We start from the raw sequence: 23,015 nt of genomic DNA, 5'->3' as shown, positions 1-23,015 counted from the left end.
TCTGCCCCGCATTTCCTGCTCTGCCGCGACCTCCTTACATTTGCAGTCCGACAGCATGAAAATCGGAGTTTTCCCGTATCGTGAAGCACCGTTTCATGCGGGTTATTGGTCGGGCTAAAGTCTTGAATTGCCTGCAACTATCGCTTACAATCGCCCGGATTTATTTGCTAGGCAATCCCGTAAGCGGTGCGAAAGCTCGCGGACTGAACAGGACTCTGCGGAACACTGCGATGGCGGTCAAAACGTCGAACCAAACGCCGCAACAACGGCACGACGAACACCGCGACGAGCGCAGCGGCCCGCATGCGACTGGTGGTCAGCGCGCCGAGCATGACGAGGCGTGGGATGCCGAGCAGCAAGATAACAATATCGTTCCGCTCACGCGGGCCGAGGCCGAAAAACTGTTTGGCCCGAACGTGAGTCGTCCATCGCGCGTTACACCGTTCAAGGTCGTGATTGCGCAAATGGTTTTGTCCCTGGGTGCGACGCTGCTGTGGTGGCTGTTCTACAAGCCGCCGGGCGATGCTGCGCTGTCCGCCTTTCTGGGAGGAGCGATTTGCTGGGTGCCGAGCGCATTGTTCGCGGCACGTCTTAAGAAGTTGAGCGGCGCCCAGACAGCGATGAGCTGGATGATCGGCGAAGCGCTCAAGATGGGGACAACGATCGCGATGTTTATTGCCATCGCCTTCTGGTATCACGACGTACGGTGGATTCCGCTGCTCGTGACCTATCTCATCGCTCTCAAGACGTACTGGATTGCGCTCGCCTGGCGGTGAAGCAAACGAGACAAACAGGTTGATGCAAGGCGCGAACGGCGCGGCGTCACCAACGAGGCGCGCGGGTTCGACAAAGGTCCGCGCTGGCGTGTTCCCGCAATAGAGCATTGCGGCGGGAGCGGCCCAGAAAGATTTTCGACAATTTGGGTGGCATTAACGATATGGCAGCTAGCGAAGGAACGCGCGCTCTGGATCCGTCCGAGTACATTGCGCACCACTTGCAGAATTTTTCCACCGCTCATCAGACGTCGATTTTCGACATTCACGTCTGGAATCTCGATACGCTTTTCTGGTCGATCGTATGCGGTCTCGTCACCATCCTCATCTTGCGTCTCGCTGCGCGTAAGGCGACGTCCGGCGTGCCGGGCCGCTTCCAGTGCGCAATCGAAATGCTGGTCGAGATGGTCGAGGATCAATCGAAGTCGATGATCCACGGCAACCGCACTTTCATCGCACCGCTCGCGCTGACCGTGTTCGTCTGGGTCGCGCTGATGAACTCGCTCGACTTTCTCCCCGTAGACCTGCCGGGCCGCGTGATTGGCTGGCTGGGTCTGTCGGAAGTCATCCCGCACCACCGCATCGTTCCGACTGCCGACCTGAACGGCACGCTCGGCATCGCGCTCGGCGTGTTCGCGCTGATGATTTACTACAACTTCAAGATCAAGGGCGCAGGCGGCTTCGTGCACGAGCTGCTGTCCGCTCCGTTCGGCGCGCATCCGCTGCTGTGGATCCCGAACCTTGCACTGAACATCATCGAGTTCGTCGCGAAGACGGTTTCCCTCGGCATGCGGCTGTTCGGCAACATGTACGCGGGCGAGCTGTTGTTCCTGCTGATTGCCCTGCTCGGCAGCATCTGGAGCTTCGGCGCGGACACGACGGTGCTTGGCTTCATCGGCCACGTGATCGCGGGCAGCGTGTGGGCGGTCTTCCACATCCTGATCGTTCTGCTGCAGGCGTTCATTTTCATGATGCTGACGCTGGTGTACATCGGCCAGGCACACGACTCCCATTAACGTGGCGTCGTAAAGAAAGAATCGTAGTTTTTTAAATCCCAGTTCCAAAAAGACTTTTCACAAAGGAGTGATCATGCAAGCTTTCATCGCCAACATCCAGGGTCTGACCGCCATCGGTATCGGCATCATCATCGGCCTGGGTGCTATCGGCGCCTGTATCGGTATCGGTCTGATGGGCGGCAAGTACATCGAAGCATGCGCTCGCCAGCCGGAACTGATGAACCCGCTGCAAACCAAGATGTTCCTGCTGGCTGGTCTGATCGATGCGGCGTTCCTGATTGGCGTTGGTGTGGCAATGCTGTTTGCGTTCGCGAACCCGCTGCTGTCGAAGCTGGCAGGCTGAGGTTCCTCGGAAGTGTGCGCCTGATCTATAACTGATAAGGCGCGAAGCGGAACGGGCACTAAGGCGCTGATCGACCAACGAATCGATGAGCGCCTTGCCGTTTCCTCCTCCGACCAAGCAACGTTTAAGGAAACACCGTGAATCTCAACGCAACCCTGTTTGCGCAAATGGTCGTGTTCCTGATCCTCGCGTGGTTCACGATGAAGTTCGTGTGGCCGCCGCTGATCAACGCCCTCGACGAGCGCTCGAAAAAGATCGCCGACGGCCTCTCGGCCGCTGAAAAGGGCAAGTTGGAACTCGAAGCCGCGCACAAGCGCGTCGACCAGGAACTCGCTCAGGCACGCAACGACGGCCAGCAACGTATTGCTGACGCCGAAAAGCGTGCAGTCGCGGTCGCTGACGAAATCAAGGCACAGGCGCAAGCCGAAGCGGCGCGCATCATCGCTCAGGCGAAAGCCGACGCGGAACAGCAGGTCGTGAAGGCCCGTGAAACGCTGCGTGGCGAAGTCGCTGCGCTCGCCGTGAAGGGCGCCGAGCAGATCCTGAAGCGCGAAGTCGACCAGGCAGCTCACGCTGACCTGCTGAATCAACTCAAAGCCGAGCTCTGATCATGGCCGAACTTGCAACCATCGCCCGTCCGTACGCAGAAGCGCTGTTTGGCGTGGCCGAAGCTGGTGACACCGCCGCCTGGTCCACGCTCGTGCAGGAGCTGGCACAGGTTGCGCGTCTGCCCGAAGTGCTGTCGATTGCCTCGAGCCCGAAAGTCAGCCGTGCCCAGATCAGCGAACTGCTGCTGGCCGCGGTGAAATCGCCGCTCAAGGACAACCCGCAGGCGAAGAATCTGGTTCAGATGCTGGTCGACAATCATCGTCTGCCGCTTTTGCCGGAAATCGCCACGCAGTTCGAAGAGTTGAAGAACGCCCGCGAAGGTGCGGCCGATGCGCTGATCGTCAGCGCATTCCCCCTCGAAGGTGCGCAGCTGAACGACCTCGTCGCAAGCCTCGAACGCAAATTCAAGCGCAAGCTGAAGCCGACGGTCCAGGTGGACTCGTCGCTGATCGGCGGCGTTCGCGTGACGGTTGGCGACGAAGTGCTCGATACCTCGGTCCGCGCGCGGCTCGCCAGCATGCAGACGGCTCTGACGGCCTGAAGCCCTCACGTGGTTGTGACGGCTGGCACGCAACAGAATTGACTATCAGGAGCGAATAATGCAACTCAATCCCTCTGAGATCAGCGAGCTGATCAAGAGCCGGATCCAGGGCCTTGAAGCGAGCGCAGACGTTCGCAACCAGGGCACCGTGATCTCCGTGACCGACGGTATCGTGCGTATCCACGGCCTGTCGGAAGTGATGCAGGGCGAAATGCTCGAATTCCCGGGCAACGTGTACGGCCTCGCGCTGAACCTCGAGCGTGACTCGGTCGGCGCGGTGATTCTGGGCGAATACGAAAGCATCTCGGAAGGCGACATCGTCAAGACGACGGGCCGCATTCTCGAAGTGCCGGTGGGCCCGGAAATGATCGGCCGCGTGGTCGACGCACTGGGCAACCCGATCGACGGCAAGGGCCCGATCAACGCGAAGAAAACCGACGCAATCGAAAAGATCGCTCCGGGCGTGATCTGGCGTAAGTCGGTGTCGCAGCCGGTGCAAACGGGTCTGAAGTCGATCGACTCGATGGTGCCGATCGGCCGTGGCCAGCGCGAGCTGATCATCGGCGACCGCCAGTGCGGCAAGACGGCCGTCGCAGTCGACACGATCATCAACCAGAAGGGCAAAGACCTCTTCTGTATCTACGTCGCAATCGGCCAGAAGGCTTCGTCGATCGTGAACGTGGTTCGCAAGCTCGAAGAAACGGGCGCGATGGAATACACGATCGTCGTCGCCGCTTCGGCTTCGGAATCGGCAGCGATGCAGTACCTCGCACCGTACGCCGGCTGCACGATGGGCGAATACTTCCGCGACCGCGGCCAGGACGCGCTGATCGTTTATGACGACTTGACCAAGCAAGCTTGGGCATATCGCCAGATCTCGCTGCTGCTGCGCCGTCCGCCGGGCCGTGAAGCTTACCCGGGCGACGTGTTCTATCTGCACTCGCGTTTGCTGGAGCGTGCTGCTCGCGTCTCGGAAGAGTACGTCGAAAAGTTCACGAACGGCGAAGTGAAGGGCAAGAGCGGCTCGCTGACGGCACTGCCCGTCATCGAAACGCAGGCAGGCGACGTGACCGCATTCGTTCCGACGAACGTGATCTCGATTACCGACGGCCAGATCTTCCTGGAAACCGACCTCTTCAACGCAGGTATCCGCCCGGCAATTAACGCCGGCGTGTCGGTGTCGCGCGTTGGTGGTGCGGCGCAGACGAAGGTCGTGAAGAAGCTGTCGGGCGGTATCCGTACCGACCTCGCACAGTACCGTGAACTGGCAGCGTTCGCGCAGTTCGCATCGGACCTCGACGAAGCCACCCGCAAGCAGCTGGAGCGCGGCCGCCGCGTGACGGAACTGCTGAAGCAGCCGCAGTATCAGCCGCTGCAAGTGTGGGAACTGTCGGTGTCGCTGTTCGCAGCGAACAACGGCTACCTCGACGATCTGGAAGTGTCGCAAGTGCTGCCTTTCGAAAAGGGCCTGCGCGATTTCCTGAAGTCGAAGCACGCTGACCTGATCAAGCGCATCGAAGACAACAAAGACCTCTCGAAGGACGACGAAGGCGCGCTGCATGCCGCTCTCAAGGACTTCAAGAAGTCGGGCGCTTATTGATCCGCGAGTGATCCGCAAGGCATAAACGGACCTTGAAGCAGCGTGGGCGCGTGAAAGCGCATCCGCGCTGCTTCGATCAAGGAGCAAGCAATGGCTGGAATGAAGGAAATTCGCGGCAAGATCAAGAGCGTGCAAAACACGCGCAAGATCACGAAAGCGATGGAGATGGTGGCCGCATCGAAGATGCGCCGCGCTCAGGAGCGCATGCGCGCTGCTCGCCCGTATGCCGACAAGGTCCGCGATATCGCTGCGCACATGAGCAGTGCTACTCCGGAGTACCGTCACCCGTTCATGGTCACGAACGAAGGGGCGAAGTCGACAGGCTTCATCCTCGTCACGACTGACAAGGGTTTGTGCGGCGGTATGAACACGAACGTGCTGCGCGCTTCGCTCCAGAAGTTCAAGGAGCTGGAAGGCCAGGGCAAGACGGTCGAAGCGACGGCAATCGGCGGCAAGGGTCTCGGTTTCCTGAACCGTCTGCGCGCGAAGGTCGTGTCGAACGTCGTGCAACTGGGCGACACGCCGCACCTCGAAAAGCTGATCGGCGCGGTGAAGGTTCAGCTCGACATGTACTCGGAAGGCAAGGTTTCCGCCGTGTACATCGCGTACACCCGCTTCGTCAACACGATGAAGCAGGAGCCGGTGATCGAGCAGTTGCTGCCGCTGTCGGCGGAACAGTTCGAACGCAAGGACGACAAGGATGGTCCGACGCCGAAAACGTCGTGGGACTACATCTACGAGCCGGACGCGCAAACCGTCGTCGACGAACTGCTGGTGCGTTATGTCGAAGCGCTGGTCTATCAGGCCGTCGCGGAAAACATGGCATCGGAACAGTCGGCACGGATGGTCGCAATGAAGGCCGCTTCGGACAATGCGAAGACGGTCATCAACGAACTGCAGCTCGTGTACAACAAGAGCCGTCAGGCAGCGATCACGAAGGAACTGTCGGAAATCGTCGGTGGCGCCGCGGCAGTCTGACGCTAACGTCGACACGCGGAAGCGCCTTAGGGCGATTCCACCGAAACTGCGCCGTTGCGCGAGTGAAGAATTGAGTATCTAAAGGAAAAGCGATGAGTACTACTGCTTTGGTAGAAGGCAAGATCGTACAGTGCATCGGCGCGGTGATCGACGTGGAATTCCCGCGTGAGAACATGCCGAAGGTTTACGACGCGCTCATTCTCGAAGGTTCGGACCTGACGCTCGAAGTCCAGCAGCAGCTGGGCGACGGCATCGTCCGTACCATCTGTCTGGGTTCGTCGGACGGCCTGCGCCGCGGCGTCGTGGTGAAGAACACCGCGAAGCCGATCAGCGTGCCCGTCGGCAAGCCGACGCTTGGCCGCATCATGGACGTGCTGGGTCGTCCGATCGACGAAGCCGGCCCGATCTCGAGCGAAACGACGCGTTCGATCCACCAGAAGGCGCCGAAGTTCGACGAGCTGTCGCCGTCGACGGAACTGCTCGAAACGGGTATCAAGGTTATCGACCTGATCTGCCCGTTCGCGAAGGGCGGCAAGGTTGGCCTGTTCGGCGGTGCTGGCGTGGGCAAGACCGTCAACATGATGGAGCTCATCAACAACATCGCGAAGGAGCACGGCGGTTACTCCGTGTTCGCGGGCGTGGGCGAGCGTACCCGTGAAGGGAACGACTTCTACCACGAAATGAAGGACTCGAACGTTCTGGACAAGGTCGCGCTGGTGTACGGCCAGATGAACGAGCCGCCGGGCAACCGTCTGCGCGTCGCGCTGACGGGCCTGACGATGGCCGAGCACTTCCGTGACGAAGGCCTCGACGTGCTGTTCTTCGTCGACAACATCTACCGTTTCACGCTGGCCGGTACCGAAGTGTCGGCACTGCTGGGCCGTATGCCTTCCGCAGTGGGCTATCAGCCTACGTTGGCTGAAGAAATGGGCAAGCTGCAAGAGCGTATTACGTCTACGAAGACGGGCTCGATTACGTCGGTTCAGGCCGTGTACGTCCCTGCGGATGACTTGACGGACCCGTCGCCGGCAACGACCTTCGGCCACCTGGACGCAACCGTCGTTCTGTCGCGTGACATCGCTTCGCTGGGTATCTACCCGGCAGTCGATCCGCTCGATTCGACCTCGCGTCAGATCGACCCGCACGTGATCGGCGAAGAGCACTACACGATCACGCGCCGCGTTCAGCAGACGCTGCAGCGCTACAAGGAACTGCGCGACATTATCGCGATTCTGGGCATGGACGAACTGTCGCCGGAAGACAAGCTGTCGGTCGCGCGCGCTCGTAAGATCCAGCGTTTCCTGTCGCAGCCGTTCCACGTCGCTGAAGTGTTCACGGGCTCGCCGGGCAAGTACGTGCCGCTGAAGGAAACGATCCGTGGCTTCAAGATGATCGTCGACGGCGAGTGCGATCACCTGCCGGAGCAGGCGTTCTACATGGTCGGCACGATCGACGAAGCCTTCGAAAAGGCCAAGAAGATCCAGTAACGGCTGGGTGTAATGAAGCGGGCGCCGGCTCGCGCGCGGCTGCCGTCGCAAGACGGTTGTCGGGCAAAGCGGGCGCCACGTCCTACGCTCAACCATGGGACCAGAGCAAGGCACGCAAGCGCCAACTCTGGTCGACAGGAGTCGACATAAATGGCAACCATCAAGGTAGACGTCGTCAGCGCGGAAGAGCAGATCTTCTCGGGCGAGGCGAAGTTCGTTGCGCTACCGGGCGAGGCGGGCGAACTCGGCATTTTGCCGGGCCACACGCCGCTCATCACCCGGATTCGTCCGGGTGCGGTGCGCATCGAAGCTGAAAACGGCGAAGAGGAATTCGTGTTCGTCGCTGGCGGCATTCTCGAAGTTCAGCCGGGCGCGGTGACGGTTCTGGCCGACACGGCGATCCGCGGCAAGGATCTCGACGAAGCGAAGGCCGAGCAGGCTCGCAAGCGCGCAGAAGAAGCGCTGCAGAACACCGGCTCGAACCTCGAATACGCGACTGCACAAGCGGAACTCGCGTACGCGACGGCTCAGCTGGCCGCGATCCAGCGTCTGCGCAAGCTGCGCGGACAGCAATAAGCAGCACAATTGAAAAGCAGCCCTCGTGGCTGCTTTTTTTTCGTCGTCTACTTGACGTTTACGGAAAGGTCAGCAAAATCGTACCGATGCCCGAAACAGCTAGAAAGCTGCGGGTAAGACTTGATGCCGGACGGATCATCCGCGGGGCACAATCGGTCGCAAACTCATTCCAATACTGGGATTCATCTCTGGAGACAACACCATGGCAACGCAAGCGACAGGAGTGGGCGCAGTCATCGAACCGAAAGACGGGCTGTCTTACGTGCGGGGTTCGACTGACGTGCCGCTGAGTGAGTCGACCGTCGGACAATTTCTTGTCGATACGGCACGACGCTTCCCCGAACGGCAGGCTGTGGTGTTTCGTGAGCAGGAGATTCGCTGGAGTTGGAGGGAGTTTCAGCAAGAAGTCGACACGTTGGCGGCGGGATTGCTGGAGCTTGGCATCCAGACGGGCGACCGAGTCGGCATCTGGTCGCCGAACCGCGTCGAGTGGCTAATGACGCAATTTGCGACGGCGCGGATCGGTGCCGTGCTCGTGAACATCAATCCCGCATATCGCCTGGCCGAGCTCGAGTACGCGCTGAACAAGGTGGGTTGCAAGGCGATTATCTCGGCCGAGAAATTCAAGTCGTCGATGTATCTGCAGATGCTGCAGGAGCTGGCGCCCGAACTGGCGTCGGCAACGCCGGGAGATCTGCACGCTGCGCGGCTGCCCGACTTGCGCATCGTGATCCGGATGTGCGACACCGAGACGCCAGGCATGCTGACGTTCTCGGATGTCATCGAACAGGGGCGCACCGCATTCGATCCCGCAAAGCTCGACGCAATCGGCGCGACGCTCAACGCGAACGACCCGATCAACATCCAGTTCACGAGCGGTACGACGGGCAATCCGAAAGGCGCGACGCTGACGCACCGGAACGTGGTGAATAACGCGCGCTATATCGCGATGGCGATGCGGCTCTCGGAGCAGGATTCCCTGTGCATCCCGGTACCGCTGTATCACTGCTTTGGGATGGTGCTCGCCGTGCTGGCATGCGTCTCGGTGGGAGCCGCAATGGTCTTTCCGGGCGAGGCATTCGATCCCGGCGCGACGCTCAAGGCCGTCGCCGAGGAGAAATGCACGGCGCTGCATGGCGTGCCGACCATGTTCATTGCCGAGCTGGATCATCCGGACTTCGCGACTTTCGATCTGACGCGGCTACGCACCGGCATCATGGCAGGCTCGCCGTGCCCGATCGAAACGATGAAACGTGTCGTATCCCAGATGCACCTTGCCGAAATCACGATCGCCTATGGAATGACCGAGACAAGCCCGGTGTCGTTCCAGAGTTCGACGACCGATCCCCTGGACAAGCGTACGACCACGGTTGGCCGGATTCAACCGCATCTGGAAGTGAAGGTGGTTGATCCGCTCGGCAACATCGTGCCCGTGGGCGAAACGGGCGAGCTGTGCACGCGCGGCTATTCGGTGATGGACGGCTATTGGGGAGACGAGGCGAAGACACGTGAAAGCGTTGTCGACGGCTGGATGCACACAGGTGACCTGGCGACGATCGACGCCGAGGGCTATTGCAACATCGTCGGCCGCCTGAAGGACATGCTGATTCGCGGCGGCGAAAACATCTACCCGCGCGAAATCGAAGAATTTCTGTTCCGCCACCCGAAGATTCAGAGCGCGCAGGTGTTCGGCGTGCCGGATTCGAAGTACGGCGAGGAAGTGTGCGCGTGGATCGTCGTGCGCGCTGGCGAGCATCTCACAGCTGAAGACGTGCAGGAGTTTTGCCGCGGCCAGATTGCCCACTACAAGATTCCGAAATACATCCGCTTCGTCGACGAGCTTCCAATGACGGTGACGGGCAAGGTTCAGAAATTCGTGATGCGCGAACGGATGATCGATGAGCTTCGCTTGAAAGAAGACAAGACTGCGTAACGTAGCGCAGCTGTATCCCGAAGCAGAAAAGGCGAAACGCCGTGTGCACTGCACACGGCGTTTCGCTTACAGGGGAAGTGCCCGCTCGCGCACAGAAGCTCGATAGCGCGCAAACGTTTGGCAGGGCAAAAAAAAAGCGGGCCTGGAGCCCGCTAAAAACCACACGCTACGGGGTTAGCGCGAGGAGACCATTGGAGGAACCGACTACTCGGCGCGATCGACGCCGATCACGATTCCAGCAGAGATGCCCCTGTGAAGAGCTTCGACGCTTTCCGTCGACCGTCCAGGAAATGGTCTTCAAAGACACCACTACCCGGCCGCATCCGTGCTGAACCCGTGAAAGGCATTGTGGGCGAATTACCCCGCTCGCGCGGTAACAAAGTGTTTCAGGTTGTAACGCCCGCCAGATAAGGCGTTGCGGGATTTTTTGCGATATCGAAACGCATGTTCGGCAATTATTACCGATACCTTTCGGGGCCATTGGCTCATCTTTCGCCCACCCGTTCGAATCGGATACTGCGCTGCGCTACCGCATATTTAGCCGTTCATCATGTGTCCACTTCATCTGCGCAAGGGTTCGAAGTCCAATGCTCATACGGATTGCGCCGCTACTTGTTTAAAACTGGTGTTTGCCATCGGACGTTGAAATGGTGCATTGCAGCAATCACCGACCGTCCTGACGGGAATTGTCAGCGACTCCACAAATACTCCAATACGTCACACGGAGCACAAGGCAGCCGCTCGTACCAATCGGTAAGTGCGACTGCCTCGGCCGTCACAATCTCGGCGTCATTTCAGCCATTTGTCAGATATCGACTGGTATTCCCCCGACGCGCGAGCGAGGTGCAACCACTGGTCGACGTACTGCTGGAACACCACATCGCCGCGCGGCACCAGCCACGCTTTTTCTCCGTACTGGAACGGTTTGTCGGGATGCACCGCGCACAAACCGGGATTGAGCTTTTGCTGCAACAGCGTCTCGGACGCGTCCGTCACCATCACGTCCGCCTTGCCCGCGAGAATCTGTTTGAAGATCGTCACGTTGTCGGGATAGACGACGAGGTTCGCATGCGGAAAGAACTGCTTTGCGAATCGCTCATTGGTGCCGCCCGGATTGAAGATCACGCGGGTAGTCGACTGGTCGATCTGCGCGACTGTCTGGTACTTGTCGACGTCGTCGCAACGCACGATGGGCGACTTTCCGTCCACCTGATACGCAACCGTGAAGAAAGCCCGCTTTTGCCGATCCAGCGTCGTCGACACACCACCGACGGCGACATCGCATTTCGCCACGAAGTCGGTCATCAGGTTCGACCACGACGTTTTTACGAACTCCGCTTTGACGCCGAGCGATTTCGCCAGCGACTCGGCCATATCGATGTCGATGCCTTCGAACTGGCCGTCCTGTTTATAGAACGAGTACGGCTTGTAGTCGCCCGTCGTGCACGCCCGCATCGTGCCGCGCGCGAGAATCTCATCCAGCCGCGACGCCGGCGCAGGTGCGACACTTTGCGCCTGCACCGCGCCGACACAGCATATGGCGCCAAGAAGCGCCAAAGCAGCTTTCTTCATTGAGTCTCCTTTATCGTTATCTATGTGGGTGCAACGGAATCGATAATAGTCCGCGCCACTGCCTGTGACCATCGACCGGAAGGCATAGGACAAACAGCAATTGCCAGGATTACGGAGGCGGCGTCGGGCGCGCAACGGTTAAAATGTCTCTTTGCCTTCAGTCGCGAGCGCCGTGGCCCACAACCTCCTCAACGACACCTTCCTGCGCGCGTTGTTGCGCCAGCCGACCGAGTACACGCCGATCTGGCTGATGCGCCAGGCAGGGCGCTATCTGCCCGAGTACAACGCGACGCGTAGCCGCGCGGGCAGTTTTCTCGGCCTCGCGAAGAATCCCGATTACGCGACGGAAGTCACGCTGCAGCCGCTCGACCGCTATCCGCTCGACGCTGCGATTCTCTTCTCCGACATCCTGACCATCCCCGATGCGATGGGCTTGGGCCTTGATTTCCAGGTCGGCGAAGGGCCGAAGTTCGCGCGTCCGGTGCGTACTGAAGAAGATGTCGCACGTCTGGCCGTACCGGATATCGACAGCACGCTGCGTTACGTCACCGACGCCGTGCGCCAGATCCGCACTGCGCTCACCGACGCGCAAGGCCGGCAGCGCGTGCCGCTGATCGGTTTTTCGGGCAGCCCGTGGACGCTCGCGTGCTATATGGTCGAAGGCGGCGGCTCCGACGATTTCCGAACCGTGAAGTCGATGCTGTACGGCCGTCCGGACCTGATGCACCGCATCCTCGATGTCAACGCGAAGGCCGTCGCGGCCTATCTGAACGCGCAGATCGAAGCCGGCGCGCAAGCCGTGATGATTTTCGACACGTGGGGTGGCGCGCTCGCCGACGGCATCTATCAGCGCTTCTCGCTGCACTACATCCAGCAGGTCGTGAATCAGTTGAAGCGCGAGCACGACGGCAACCGCGTGCCCGTGATCACGTTCACGAAGGGCGGCGGCCTGTGGCTCGAAGAGATTGCCGCGACGGGCGTCGATGCTGTCGGGCTCGACTGGACGGTGAATCTGGGCAAGGCGCGCGAGCGCGTCGGCGGCAAGGTGGCGCTACAGGGCAACATCGATCCTTCCGTGCTGTTCGCGCCGCCGTCGACGATTCGCATCGAAGCGCGTGCGGTGCTCGACAGCTTCGGCAATTTCCCCGGTCACGTCTTCAATCTTGGGCATGGTATTTCGCAGTTCACGCCGCCCGAGAACGTCGCCGAGCTGGTCGACGAAGTGCACCGGCATAGCCGCACGATCCGGGCGGCAGGTGGCGATGCCAAGGCATGAGGCATCGTCCGGATTGTGACGTTTTTGTTGCGATGCAACGACGTGGGCTCTCGGCGTGAGGGGAAAATAGCGTTCCAAAGTCCGCCCCGAGGCCCTCTTGGCGTTGTCAAGACTTGACTTATGCACACTTGTCACGCTGCGGCGCGGTAGAGGGATGGATCGTCGCAGCCGCCTTGAAAAGTTCGCGGAAATCTGTTGAAGGCCTTGAGCGACAAGGGTTTCCGGGTTCCTAAGACAAATGTGCGGTTTCCCACACAGAGGCCCGTACGACGGCGCTTGCGGGACACCCGGGCCAAGTTCTCAACAAAGTTATCCACAGGCAGGCGAGGTCGGGCGCAATTGTCGATGCAAAATCAAAACTTAGCGCCGAAATTGAAGTTTTACTTTAAGTGTGTCGGCGGCAGTTCCCGGCCTGTGAATAACTTTCCCTGCGAACGGTGCCTATGCGGGTCGTCGATCTGACCAGCACCTACGTCCGCGTCGCACTCGACCACCCGCTGGCGACGCTGTTCGACTACCGCTGTGACGCCTCACTGGCGCCGGCGCCGGGGATGCTCGTCAGCGTGCCGTTCGGCAAGCGGCATATCGTGGGCCTCGTCATGGAAGTGACTGCTCACAGTGACGTGCCCGCCGACCGTCTGAAGTCGGTCCATAGCGTCTGCGCCGCATGCCCGCCGCTATCCGAACACTGGCTGCAACTCACGCAGTTCGCCGCCGACTACTACCAGCGCGGCATCGGTGAAGTCGCGCTGCCCGCGCTCCCTCAGGCGTTGCGCGATGCGGCGCGCTGGACGCGGCTTCTCGCGCCCGAGGAACGCTATCGTCTGTTGCCCGCAGGCCGCGCCGCGCTACCCGACGCGCTTCCGGCGCGCGCCACGGCGCTGCGCCGTCTTGCGGCCGCGCTCGCGGAAGCCGACACATTACCCGCCGCCGATGCCCGCGCGTTGCACGCGAAGGCAACCGCGACGCTCGAAGCGTGGCAAGCGGAAGGCTGGGTCGCACTGGAAGTGGTCGATCCTGCCGCGCACAGCCTGTCGCGAGATCACACACCGCACAGCGCGACGCTGCCGACGCTCACGGACGAGCAAACGGCAGCCGTCGAAGCAATCCGCGACGCGCAATCCTTCGCGCCGTTCCTGTTGCATGGCGTGACGGGCAGCGGCAAGACGGAGGTGTACCTGCGTGCGCTGGCGGGACTGCTGGCGACCAATCCGCAGGCGCAGGCACTCGTCCTCGTGCCCGAGATCAACTTGACGCCGCAATTCGAGGCCGCGTTTCGCGCGCGGTTCGCGTCGATGGACGATACCGAAATCGTCACGCTGCACAGCGGTCTCGCCGAGGGCGAGCGCGCGCGCAACTGGTTTGCTGCGCACACCGGTCGCGCTCGCATCGTGCTGGGCACGCGGCTCGCGGTGCTGGCGTCGTTGCCGCATCTGGCGATCATCGTCGTCGACGAGGAACACGACCCGGCGTACAAGCAGCAGGAAGGCTTGCGCTATTCCGCGCGCGATCTCGCCATCTGGCGTGCGAAGCAACTCGGCGTGCCCGTCGTGCTCGGCTCTGCGACGCCGTCGCTGGAAAGCTGGTGGCAGGTCGAGCAAGGACGCTACAAGCGGCTCACGTTATCGCGCCGCGCGGTCGCCGACGCAGTGCTGCCAACCGTCCGCCTCGTCGACCTGGAAGACGAGCGGCGGCGCGGACGTGCTTCAGTGGAAGGCTTGTCGGGGCCGCTGATCGCGGCGTTGAAGGCGCGCCTCGAGCGAAGCGAACAGAGCCTCGTGTTCCTGAACCGTCGCGGCTACGCGCCGCAGCTGGCGTGCGACGCATGCGGATGGGTCGCGGGCTGCCCGCGATGCAGCGCCTATGTCGTGTTGCACAAGCCGGAGCGCGCGTTGCGCTGTCACCATTGCGGCTGGGAGTCGCGCATTCCACGTTCGTGCCCCGAGTGCGGCAACGTCGATATCGCGCCGCTCGGACGCGGGACGCAGCGTATCGAAGAAGCGCTCGCCGGCGCGGTGCCGGGCGCGCGCGTGCTGCGTATCGATGCCGACAGCACGCGGCGCAAGGGCAGCGCGCAAGCGCTGTTTTCGGACGTGCACGCGGGCGAAGTGGATATTCTCGTCGGCACGCAGATGATCGCGAAGGGGCACGATTTCCGCCGGGTGTCGCTGGTAGGCGTGCTGAACGCCGACACAGCACTGTTTTCCCACGACTTCCGCGCGAGCGAGCGCCTCTTCGCGCAACTGATGCAGGTGAGCGGCCGGGCGGGCCGCGGCGGTTTGCCGGGCGAAGTGCTGGTGCAAACGCGCTATCCGCGCCATGCGCTGTATCACGCGCTGGCTCGTCACGATTACGTCGGCTTCGCCAATTCGACGCTGGCCGAACGGCGCGACGCGCATCTTCCGCCGTTCGTCTATCAGGCGATGCTTCGCGCCGAAGGCCGCACACTGGACGCCGCGCTGACGTTCCTGCAGCAGGCGGCCGGGGCCTTGACCGACATTCCCGCCGCCAGCCGCGTGACCGTCTACGACGCGGTGCCGCTCACCATCGTCAAGGTGATGCACGTGCATCGCGCGCAATTGCTGATCGAAAGCGCGTCGCGGGCGGCGTTGCAGTCCACGCTGCGCGCCTGGCAACCCGTGTTGCGCACGCTCAAGGGCGTGCTGCGCTGGAGCATCGAGGTCGATCCGCTCGACATCTAGCGAGCCGTGCTGTAAGCCGTTTGTCGGCAAACTGCACGCATCTGCGAGCAAATCCATTTAAGTCATATCGATAAAACGAAAGGTCGTTTCGTTTCGCGACATCGCTCGACTATATTTCGCCGGATCGGCGCATGAATCACAACAATCGATAGCGCGTGCGCCGCCAACCTTGATCGGGGCACAACGATGAGCGATACGAGACATACCTTGCCGGCAGGCGCGCAGCCTTCTCGACGGGAAAGCACGACAGGCGGCGGCGGGCTTTTTTCGACGGAAGACTGGTGGGCCGTGTGGGTCGGCCTGCTGGTGATCGTCGTCGCGTGGGCGCTGTTCGCGTCGGGCAGCAGCATCAAGTGGCTTGCGACTGCGCCCGCGAAATGGTCCGATCCCGGTGCAGCCGCACAGGACCTGGTGAAACATCTGCCGAACTACGTCGCGCTGTTCGTCGTGTTTGCCGTGCTGTTCGGGGTCAGCCTGAGCGTGCTGAAGCAGCGCATCGTGCATTTCGTGGCGTCGTTCGCGATCCTGTTCGCCGTGTCGGTGCTGATCTTCGAAGTCGGCGCGTGGGCCAATGCATCGAAGTACAACCTCGAACCGCCGCTCGTCGCGCTCGCCCTCGGGCTGCTGATCTCGAACGTGTTCCGTTTGCCCGAATGGTTTTCGGCGGGATTGCGCGTCGAGTTTTACATCAAGGTCGGGATCGTGCTGCTCGGCGCGACGCTGCCGTTCACGCTGCTCGTCTGGGCGGGCCCGGTTGCCGTGGGACAGGCGACCATCGTGTCGCTCGTCACGTTCTTCGTGATCTTCTTCGCCGCGAAGGCGCTCGGGCTCGACAAGCGCTTCGCTGCGGTGCTCGGCGTTGGCGGCGCGGTGTGTGGCGTGTCGGCGGCGATCGCGATTGCGGGCGCGGTCCGCGCGAAGCGCGAGCATGCTTCGGTGGCGATCACGCTCGTGATCCTGTGGGCGATCGTGATGATTTTCGTGCTGCCATTCGCGTCGCGGTCGCTGGGATTGTCGACGGCTGTCGCGGGTGCATGGATCGGCACCTCGGAATTCGCCGACGCGGCGGGTATCGCCGCCGCGCAAGCCTACGGCGACTTCGCGAAGCACGCGGGCGGCGCGATCGCGGGATCGCCCGAAGCGTCGCTTCAGGCGTTCACGTTGATGAAGGTGGTTGGCCGCGACATCTGGATCGGCATCTGGGCGTTCCTGCTTGCGATCGTCGCAACGACGCGCTGGGAGTCCAGTGAAAGCGGCGTGAGCGCGAAGGCCGACGCGCGCGAAATCTGGGCGCGCTTTCCGAAGTTCGTGATCGGCTTCGTGATCGCGTCGGCGCTCGTCACGTGGATCGCGAGCCATTACTCGCTCGCCGACTACCGCAAGGTGGTGACGCCCGAATTCGTCGCGCCGATTACCGCGCTGCGCACGTGGGCGTTCATCTTCTGCTTCTTCAGCATCGGACTGACGACGCGAGTACGTTCACTGGCGGCCACGGGCATCAAGCCGTTTATCGCGTTCACGGTCGGCGTCGCCGTCAATATCGCCATCGGCTACGCGCTGTCCGCGCACGTGTTCGCACCGTATTGGAATAGCTTGGGGCAGGGCTCATGAGCACGCCTGTCCTCGACGAAGCCATCGGCGCGCAACGCGGCGAGCGCCCGCCGTGCTGCGCGGATTGCCGGTTTCGCGCCGACGATCGGCATTCGCTTGAGCAGAGCATTCCGGGCCTCGCAGTGTTCGGGTCGGGCTTCGGCGCCAGTGTCGCCGACAGCCGTCTGTGCCTGATTCACGACCAGCTCGTCGCTCCACGCGACAGCTGCAGCCAGTTCTCGCGGATGCGCTGAGACGGCATCCGCGTCATCGAGGCGCGCGTGCAGCGCGCCTCTCACCTCGAAAGGCTTAGCCGCGAATCGACTTCGGCTGCGCGTCGTGCTCGTCGTCGCGTACTTCGACGGGCACCAGTTCACTGCGCGACACGCCCGTCGCCCCGCGAATGAACAGCACCATGCATGTTGCGAACATCATCCAGACGCCCGTTATTACCAGCCATTTTTCCATTTTGGTCACCCCGTATAGCGAGACTTCAAACCCCGTACCGTGCGTCATTGCGCATCTCATAACCGGTATAACGGCGGGATTTTCGTTTCGATAAGGGTTGCCAGAAAATAAACCGATCCAGGGAAAACACCGAGCGCAACCGCGTGCCTCGTGGCGGTGCACGTTCTCCGCTCAGCCTTGTGCAACAAGCCTCACCGAAGGGTGCAACCGTTTCTCGCAACTGGTTGCACCTTTTTATTGAGAGGGGTACGATTCGGCCAACTTTTTAGTCTTTGGCCGGCGTCCGTCGGCGCATAAAGAAGGAACCATGGCGAGCACCACCCTTGGCGTCAAAGTCGACGACCTGTTGCGTACCCGGCTGAAAGATGCCGCCACGCGTCTCGAACGCACTCCGCACTGGCTGATCAAGCAGGCGATCTTCGCGTATCTGGAGAAGATCGAACACGGTCAGCTGCCCGCCGAACTGTCGGGCCACCATCACGCGACCGAACTGACCGACAGTGCCGCCGATTCCGACGAAAGCGACGGGCTGCATCCGTTCCTCGAATTTGCGCAGAGCGTGCAGCCGCAATCGGTGCTGCGCGCGGCGATCACGGCGGCGTATCGCCGTCCCGAGCCGGAGTGCGTGCCGTTCCTGCTCGGCCAGGCGCGCCTGCCCGCGAACATCGCGAGTGACGTGCAGACCCTGGCGGGCAAGCTCGTCGAAACGCTGCGCGGCAAGAGCAAGGGCGGCGGCGTCGAAGGGCTGATTCACGAGTTCTCGCTGTCGAGCCAGGAAGGCGTCGCGCTGATGTGTCTCGCCGAGGCGCTGCTGCGCATTCCCGATCGCGCCACGCGCGACGCGCTGATCCGCGACAAGATCAGCAAGGGCGACTGGCGCTCGCACGTCGGCCATGCACCGTCGCTGTTCGTGAACGCGGCGACGTGGGGCCTGATGATCACCGGCAAGCTGGTGACGACGAATAGCGAAACGGGGCTTTCGTCGGCGTTGACGCGCATGATCGGCAAGGGCGGCGAGCCGCTGATCCGCAAGGGCGTCGACATGGCGATGCGCCTGATGGGCGAGCAGTTCGTCACGGGTGAGAACATCTCCGAAGCGCTGGCGAACAGCCGCAAGTTCGAAGCACGCGGTTTCCGCTACTCGTATGACATGCTCGGCGAAGCCGCGACGACGGAAGCCGACGCGCAGCGCTACTACGCGTCGTACGAACAGGCGATCCACGCGATCGGCAAGGCGGCAGGCGGCCGTGGCATCTACGAAGGCCCCGGCATTTCGATCAAGCTGTCCGCGCTGCATCCGCGCTATTCGCGTTCGCAGCAGGAACGCACGATGAACGAGCTGCTGCCGCGCGTGCGCGCGCTCGCTATTCTCGCGCGCCGCTACGACATCGGCCTGAACATCGACGCTGAAGAAGCAGACCGCCTCGAAATTTCGCTCGATCTGCTCGAAGCGCTGTGCTTCGATCCGGAGCTGCAAGGCTGGAACGGCATCGGCTTCGTCGTGCAGGCGTATCAGAAGCGCTGCCCGTTCGTGATCGACTACATCGTCGATCTTGCACGCCGCAGCCGTCACCGCATCATGGTCCGTCTCGTGAAGGGCGCGTACTGGGATACGGAAATCAAGCGCGCGCAGGTGGATGGTCTCGAAGGCTATCCGGTGTACACGCGCAAGATCTATACGGACGTGTCGTACCTCGCTTGCGCCAAGAAGCTGCTCGGCGCGCCGGATGCCGTCTATCCGCAGTTCGCGACGCACAACGCGCACACGCTGTCGGCCATCTATCACCTCGCGGGCCAGAACTACTATCCCGGCCAGTACGAGTTTCAGTGCCTGCACGGCATGGGCGAACCGCTGTACGAAGAAGTCACGGGCCGCGACAAGCTGAACCGTCCGTGCCGCGTGTATGCACCCGTCGGGACGCATGAAACGCTGCTCGCGTATCTCGTGCGTCGTCTGCTGGAAAACGGAGCGAACACGTCGTTCGTGAACCGCATCGCTGACGAAAGCGTGGCGATCAAGGATCTCGTTGCCGATCCGGTGGAAGAGGCATCCAGGGTCGTGCCGCTCGGCGCGCCGCACGCGAAGATTCCGCTGCCGCGCAATCTGTACGGCACGGAACGTACCAATTCGATGGGCCTCGATCTGTCGAACGAGCATCGTCTCGCGTCGCTGTCGTCAGCGCTGCTGGCGAGCGCGAATCATCCGTGGCGCGCTGCGCCGATGCTCGAAGACAACGAGATCGCAGTCGGCAATGCGCGCGACGTGCGCAACCCGTCGGATCATCGCGACCTCGTCGGCACGGTTGTCGAAGCGACGCCGGAACATGTGAGCGCCGCGCTCTCGCACGCTGTCGCCGCCGCGCCGATCTGGCAGGCGACGCCTGTCGAAGCGCGCGCCGATTGCCTCGCGCGTGCCGCCGATCTGCTCGAAGCGCAGATGCATACGCTGATGGGCCTCGTCGTGCGCGAAGCGGGCAAGTCGCTGCCGAACGCCGTCGCTGAAATCCGCGAAGCGATCGACTTCCTGCGCTACTACTCCACGCAGATTCGCGACGAATTTTCGAACGACACGCACCGTCCGCTCGGTCCCGTCGTCTGTATCAGCCCGTGGAACTTCCCGCTGGCGATCTTCATGGGTCAGGTTGCGGCTGCCCTCGCAGCAGGCAACACGGTGCTCGCGAAGCCTGCTGAACAGACGCCGCTGATCGCCGCGCAAGCCGTGCGCATTCTGCGCGAAGCGGGCGTGCCAGCGGGCGCGGTGCAACTGCTGCCGGGCGATGGTGAAACGGTCGGCGCTGCGCTGGTGGCCGATGCGCGCACGCGTGCCGTGATGTTCACTGGCTCGACGGAAGTCGCGCGTCTGATCAACAAGACGCTGTCGAACCGTCTCGACCCCGAAGGCAAGCCGATTCCGCTGATCGCCGAAACGGGCGGCCAGAACGCGATGATCGTCGATTCGTCGGCGCTCGCGGAACAGGTGGTGGCGGATGTGCTGCAGTCGTCGTTCGATTCCGCCGGTCAACGTTGTTCGGCGCTGCGCGTTCTCTGTCTGCAGGACGACGTCGCGGACCGCACGCTCGAAATGCTGACGGGCGCGATGAAGGAACTGGCGGTGGGCAACCCGGATCGTCTGTCGGCCGATGTGGGCCCCGTGATCGACGCAGAAGCGAAGCGCGGCATCGACGCGCACATCGCCACGATGCGCGAGAAGGGCCGCAAGGTCACGCAACTGCCGATGCCGGATGGCTGCAACGCCGGTACGTTCGTGCCGCCGACGCTGATCGAACTCGACAGCATCGACGAATTGAAGCGCGAAGTGTTTGGTCCGGTGCTGCACGTGGTGCGTTATCGCCGCAGCGCGCTCGACAAACTGCTCGAGCAGATCCGCGCGACGGGTTATGGCCTGACGCTCGGCATCCATACGCGTATCGACGAAACCATCGCGCATGTGATCAGCCGCGCGCACGTGGGCAACATCTACGTGAACCGCAACGTGATCGGCGCCGTGGTCGGCGTGCAGCCGTTCGGCGGCGAAGGGTTGTCGGGCACGGGTCCGAAGGCGGGCGGCGCGTTGTATCTGCAACGTCTGCTCGCGACGCGTCCCGCTGGTCTGCCGAAGTCGCTCGCGCAAACGCTGATGGTCGACGGTTCGCAAGCTGCGTCGAATGGTGCACAGAACGGCAACGCGGCAAGCGATAATCCTGCCGCAGCGCTGACAGCGCTGCGCGACTGGCTGATCGCGGAACGCGAGCCTGTGCTGGCCGCGCGTTGCGACGGTTATCTGGCAAACATTCCGGCGGGCGCGACGGCCGTGCTGTCCGGCCCGACGGGCGAGCGCAACACGTACACGCTCGGTGCGCGCGGCACGGTGCTGTGCGTTGCGTCGACGGCAAGCGGCGCACGCGTGCAGTTCGCGGCGGCGCTTGCAACGGGCAACAAGGCGCTGTTCGAAGGCGCGGCGGGCGAGCAGCTGTATGCTGCGCTGCCGGTGCCGCTCAAGCAGTACGCTAGCGTGAAGAAGAACGCGGAAACATCGTTCGATGCCGCGCTCTTCGAAGGCGACAGCGACGAGCTGCTGACGCTCGTGAAGGACATCGCGAAACGCGCGGGCCCGATCGTGTCGGTGCAGGGCGTTGCGGCGCGGGCGCTGGAAAGCGGCGATGAAGATTACGCGCTCGAACGTCTGTTGACGGAGCGTTCGGTGAGCGTGAATACGGCAGCAGCAGGCGGTAATGCGAATTTGATGACGATCGGCTGAGCGAACCTTGCTTGATCGATTCAAAAAAATGGCGCGAGACGGCGACCCCGATCACCGCGCCGTCCACACCTGGTACCAAGGAGAAGCTATGCAACATACGATGAAAAAGCTGGCAGGCGCGACGCTGTTCGCTGCCATGTCGCTGGCGGGGACTGCGCATGCACAGCAGGTCGAAGACGTGAAGATCGGCTTCGCCGGCCCGATGACGGGCGCGCAGGCGCACTACGGCAAGGACTTCCAGAACGGCATCACGCTCGCAGTCGAAGACATGAACGCGACGAAGCCGATGATCGGCGGCAAGCAGGTTCGCTTCGTGCTCGACACGGCGGACGACCAGGCTGACCCGCGCACGGGCACGACGGTCGCGCAAAAGCTCGTCGACGACAACATCAAGGGCATGCTCGGCCACTTCAACTCGGGCACGACGATCCCGGCATCGCGCATCTACGCGAACGCGGGCATTCCGCAGATCGCTATGGCGACGGCGCCGGAATACACGCAGCAAGGCTTCAAGACGACGTTCCGCATGATGACCTCGGACACGCAGCAAGGCTCCGTCGCGGGCACGTTCGCTGTGAAGACGCTGGGCATGAAGAAGATCGCGATCGTCGACGACCGTACGGCTTATGGCCAGGGCCTCGCCGACCAGTTCGAGAAGGCAGCGAAGGCTGCAGGCGGCACGATCGTCGATCGTGAATTCACGAACGACAAGGCTGTCGACTTCAAGTCGATCCTGACGAAGCTCAAGTCGGTTCAGCCGGATCTGATCTACTACGGCGGTGCTGATTCGCAAGCTGCGCCGATGGTCAAGCAGATGAAGACGCTGGGCATCAAGGCTCCGCTGATGGGCGGCGAAATGGTGCACACGCCGACGTTCCTGCAAGTCGCAGGCGATGCGGCTAATGGTACGGTTGCTTCGCTGGCTGGTCTGCCGCTTGAAGAGATGCCTGGCGGCAAGGACTATGTTGCCAAGTACAAGAAGCGTTTCAATGAAGACGTTCAGACGTACTCGCCGTACGCTTATGACGGCGCAATGGCCATGTTCGATGCCATGAAGAAGGCTAATTCGACGGATCCGGCGAAGTACCTGCCGGTGCTGGCGAAGACGAGCATGCCGGCTGTCACCACCAAGGATCTGGCCTATGACCCGAAGGGCGATCTGAAGAACGGCGGTATCACGCTGTATAAGGTCGTCGATGGGAAGTGGACGACGCTGCAGAGCGTGGGCGGTAAGTAAGTTTTTTGCCTTTGCGGCGCTTGGTGATTAGCTGAGCGTTGCTGATTTTTCGAAGC

18 protein-coding genes are annotated in these 23,015 nt (G+C 62.0%); 16 read left to right on the top strand and 2 right to left on the bottom strand.

Annotated features, from left to right (window positions below; genetic code table 11):
• Positions 1 to 230: 230 nt before the first annotated feature.
• The 10 genes from PPGU16_RS16415 to PPGU16_RS16370 all read left to right on the top strand — a co-directional run bounded on the left by PPGU16_RS16415 (position 231) and on the right by PPGU16_RS16370 (position 9,856).
• Entirely contained in the window at positions 231 to 776 is a 546-nt protein-coding gene (locus PPGU16_RS16415; RefSeq protein ID WP_180721100.1) for an ATP synthase subunit I, read from the top strand.
• 161 nt (positions 777 to 937) lie between these two features.
• Entirely contained in the window at positions 938 to 1,789 is an 852-nt protein-coding gene (gene atpB, locus PPGU16_RS16410; protein ID WP_042305100.1) for a F0F1 ATP synthase subunit A, read from the top strand.
• 73 nt (positions 1,790 to 1,862) lie between these two features.
• Entirely contained in the window at positions 1,863 to 2,132 is a 270-nt protein-coding gene (atpE, locus tag PPGU16_RS16405; RefSeq protein ID WP_007180033.1) for a F0F1 ATP synthase subunit C, read from the top strand.
• A gap of 137 nt (positions 2,133 to 2,269) precedes the next feature.
• On the top strand, positions 2,270 to 2,740 hold the full coding sequence (locus tag PPGU16_RS16400) for a F0F1 ATP synthase subunit B (RefSeq protein ID WP_054929317.1): 471 nt from the start codon (positions 2,270 to 2,272) through the stop codon (positions 2,738 to 2,740).
• Between the two features lie 2 nt (positions 2,741 to 2,742).
• Positions 2,743 to 3,282, top strand: coding sequence for a F0F1 ATP synthase subunit delta (locus tag PPGU16_RS16395; protein WP_054929316.1), 540 nt, complete (start codon positions 2,743 to 2,745; stop codon positions 3,280 to 3,282).
• A 58-nt stretch (positions 3,283 to 3,340) separates the two neighbouring features.
• Positions 3,341 to 4,882 (top strand): F0F1 ATP synthase subunit alpha, encoded by a 1,542-nt coding sequence (gene atpA, locus PPGU16_RS16390; protein WP_131240906.1) that lies wholly within the window; start codon positions 3,341 to 3,343, stop codon positions 4,880 to 4,882.
• Positions 4,883 to 4,972: 90 nt separating this feature from the next.
• Complete coding sequence (gene atpG / locus PPGU16_RS16385; RefSeq protein WP_091778763.1) at positions 4,973 to 5,860, top strand: F0F1 ATP synthase subunit gamma; 888 nt, start codon at positions 4,973 to 4,975, stop codon at positions 5,858 to 5,860.
• A 92-nt stretch (positions 5,861 to 5,952) separates the two neighbouring features.
• Positions 5,953 to 7,347, top strand: coding sequence for a F0F1 ATP synthase subunit beta (gene atpD / locus PPGU16_RS16380; RefSeq protein ID WP_180721098.1), 1,395 nt, complete (start codon positions 5,953 to 5,955; stop codon positions 7,345 to 7,347).
• Between the two features lie 150 nt (positions 7,348 to 7,497).
• The gene (locus PPGU16_RS16375) at positions 7,498 to 7,923 is read left to right on the top strand and encodes a F0F1 ATP synthase subunit epsilon (RefSeq protein ID WP_180721096.1); all 426 of its coding nucleotides are present in this window, start codon (positions 7,498 to 7,500) and stop codon (positions 7,921 to 7,923) included.
• Between the two features lie 202 nt (positions 7,924 to 8,125).
• Complete coding sequence (locus PPGU16_RS16370; RefSeq protein ID WP_180721094.1) at positions 8,126 to 9,856, top strand: AMP-binding protein; 1,731 nt, start codon at positions 8,126 to 8,128, stop codon at positions 9,854 to 9,856.
• A 789-nt stretch (positions 9,857 to 10,645) separates the two neighbouring features.
• Here the strand turns inward: PPGU16_RS16370 and PPGU16_RS16365 are convergent.
• Positions 10,646 to 11,428 (bottom strand): transporter substrate-binding domain-containing protein, encoded by a 783-nt coding sequence (locus PPGU16_RS16365; protein WP_180721092.1) that lies wholly within the window; start codon positions 11,426 to 11,428, stop codon positions 10,646 to 10,648.
• A 172-nt stretch (positions 11,429 to 11,600) separates the two neighbouring features.
• On the opposite strand from PPGU16_RS16365, the gene hemE reads away from it, so the two are divergent.
• The 4 genes from hemE to PPGU16_RS16345 all read left to right on the top strand — a co-directional run bounded on the left by hemE (position 11,601) and on the right by PPGU16_RS16345 (position 17,250).
• Positions 11,601 to 12,704 (top strand): uroporphyrinogen decarboxylase, encoded by a 1,104-nt coding sequence (gene hemE, locus PPGU16_RS16360; protein WP_180721090.1) that lies wholly within the window; start codon positions 11,601 to 11,603, stop codon positions 12,702 to 12,704.
• Between the two features lie 443 nt (positions 12,705 to 13,147).
• A complete protein-coding gene (locus PPGU16_RS16355; RefSeq protein ID WP_180721088.1) occupies positions 13,148 to 15,406 on the top strand; it encodes a primosomal protein N' in 2,259 nt (752 codons plus the stop codon).
• Between the two features lie 186 nt (positions 15,407 to 15,592).
• A complete protein-coding gene (locus tag PPGU16_RS16350) occupies positions 15,593 to 17,017 on the top strand; it encodes a YeiH family protein (protein ID WP_180721086.1) in 1,425 nt (474 codons plus the stop codon).
• On the top strand, positions 17,014 to 17,250 hold the full coding sequence (locus PPGU16_RS16345) for a hypothetical protein (RefSeq protein WP_180721085.1): 237 nt from the start codon (positions 17,014 to 17,016) through the stop codon (positions 17,248 to 17,250). The genes PPGU16_RS16350 and PPGU16_RS16345 overlap by 4 nt, the downstream gene beginning before the upstream one ends.
• Before the next feature lie 55 nt (positions 17,251 to 17,305).
• Here PPGU16_RS16345 and PPGU16_RS16340 read toward each other — a convergent pair whose 3' ends face one another.
• Positions 17,306 to 17,512, bottom strand: a complete 207-nt coding sequence (locus PPGU16_RS16340; protein ID WP_180719568.1) for a hypothetical protein — start codon at positions 17,510 to 17,512, stop codon at positions 17,306 to 17,308.
• A 259-nt stretch (positions 17,513 to 17,771) separates the two neighbouring features.
• On the opposite strand from PPGU16_RS16340, the gene putA reads away from it, so the two are divergent.
• Both putA and PPGU16_RS16330 read left to right on the top strand, forming a co-directional pair.
• Positions 17,772 to 21,722 carry a trifunctional transcriptional regulator/proline dehydrogenase/L-glutamate gamma-semialdehyde dehydrogenase gene (gene putA / locus PPGU16_RS16335; RefSeq protein ID WP_180721083.1) on the top strand — a complete coding sequence of 1,317 codons (3,951 nt, stop codon included), beginning with the start codon at positions 17,772 to 17,774 and terminating at the stop codon, positions 21,720 to 21,722.
• Between the two features lie 88 nt (positions 21,723 to 21,810).
• Positions 21,811 to 22,959 carry a branched-chain amino acid ABC transporter substrate-binding protein gene (locus PPGU16_RS16330; protein ID WP_042305112.1) on the top strand — a complete coding sequence of 383 codons (1,149 nt, stop codon included), beginning with the start codon at positions 21,811 to 21,813 and terminating at the stop codon, positions 22,957 to 22,959.
• Positions 22,960 to 23,015: the final 56 nt, after the last annotated feature.

The organism is Paraburkholderia largidicola, from assembly GCF_013426895.1.
Classification (GTDB): Bacteria; Pseudomonadota; Gammaproteobacteria; order Burkholderiales; family Burkholderiaceae; genus Paraburkholderia; species Paraburkholderia largidicola.
The sequence above is the reverse complement of the archived record's forward strand: the minus strand, read 5'-3'. Positions and strand labels throughout refer to the sequence as shown.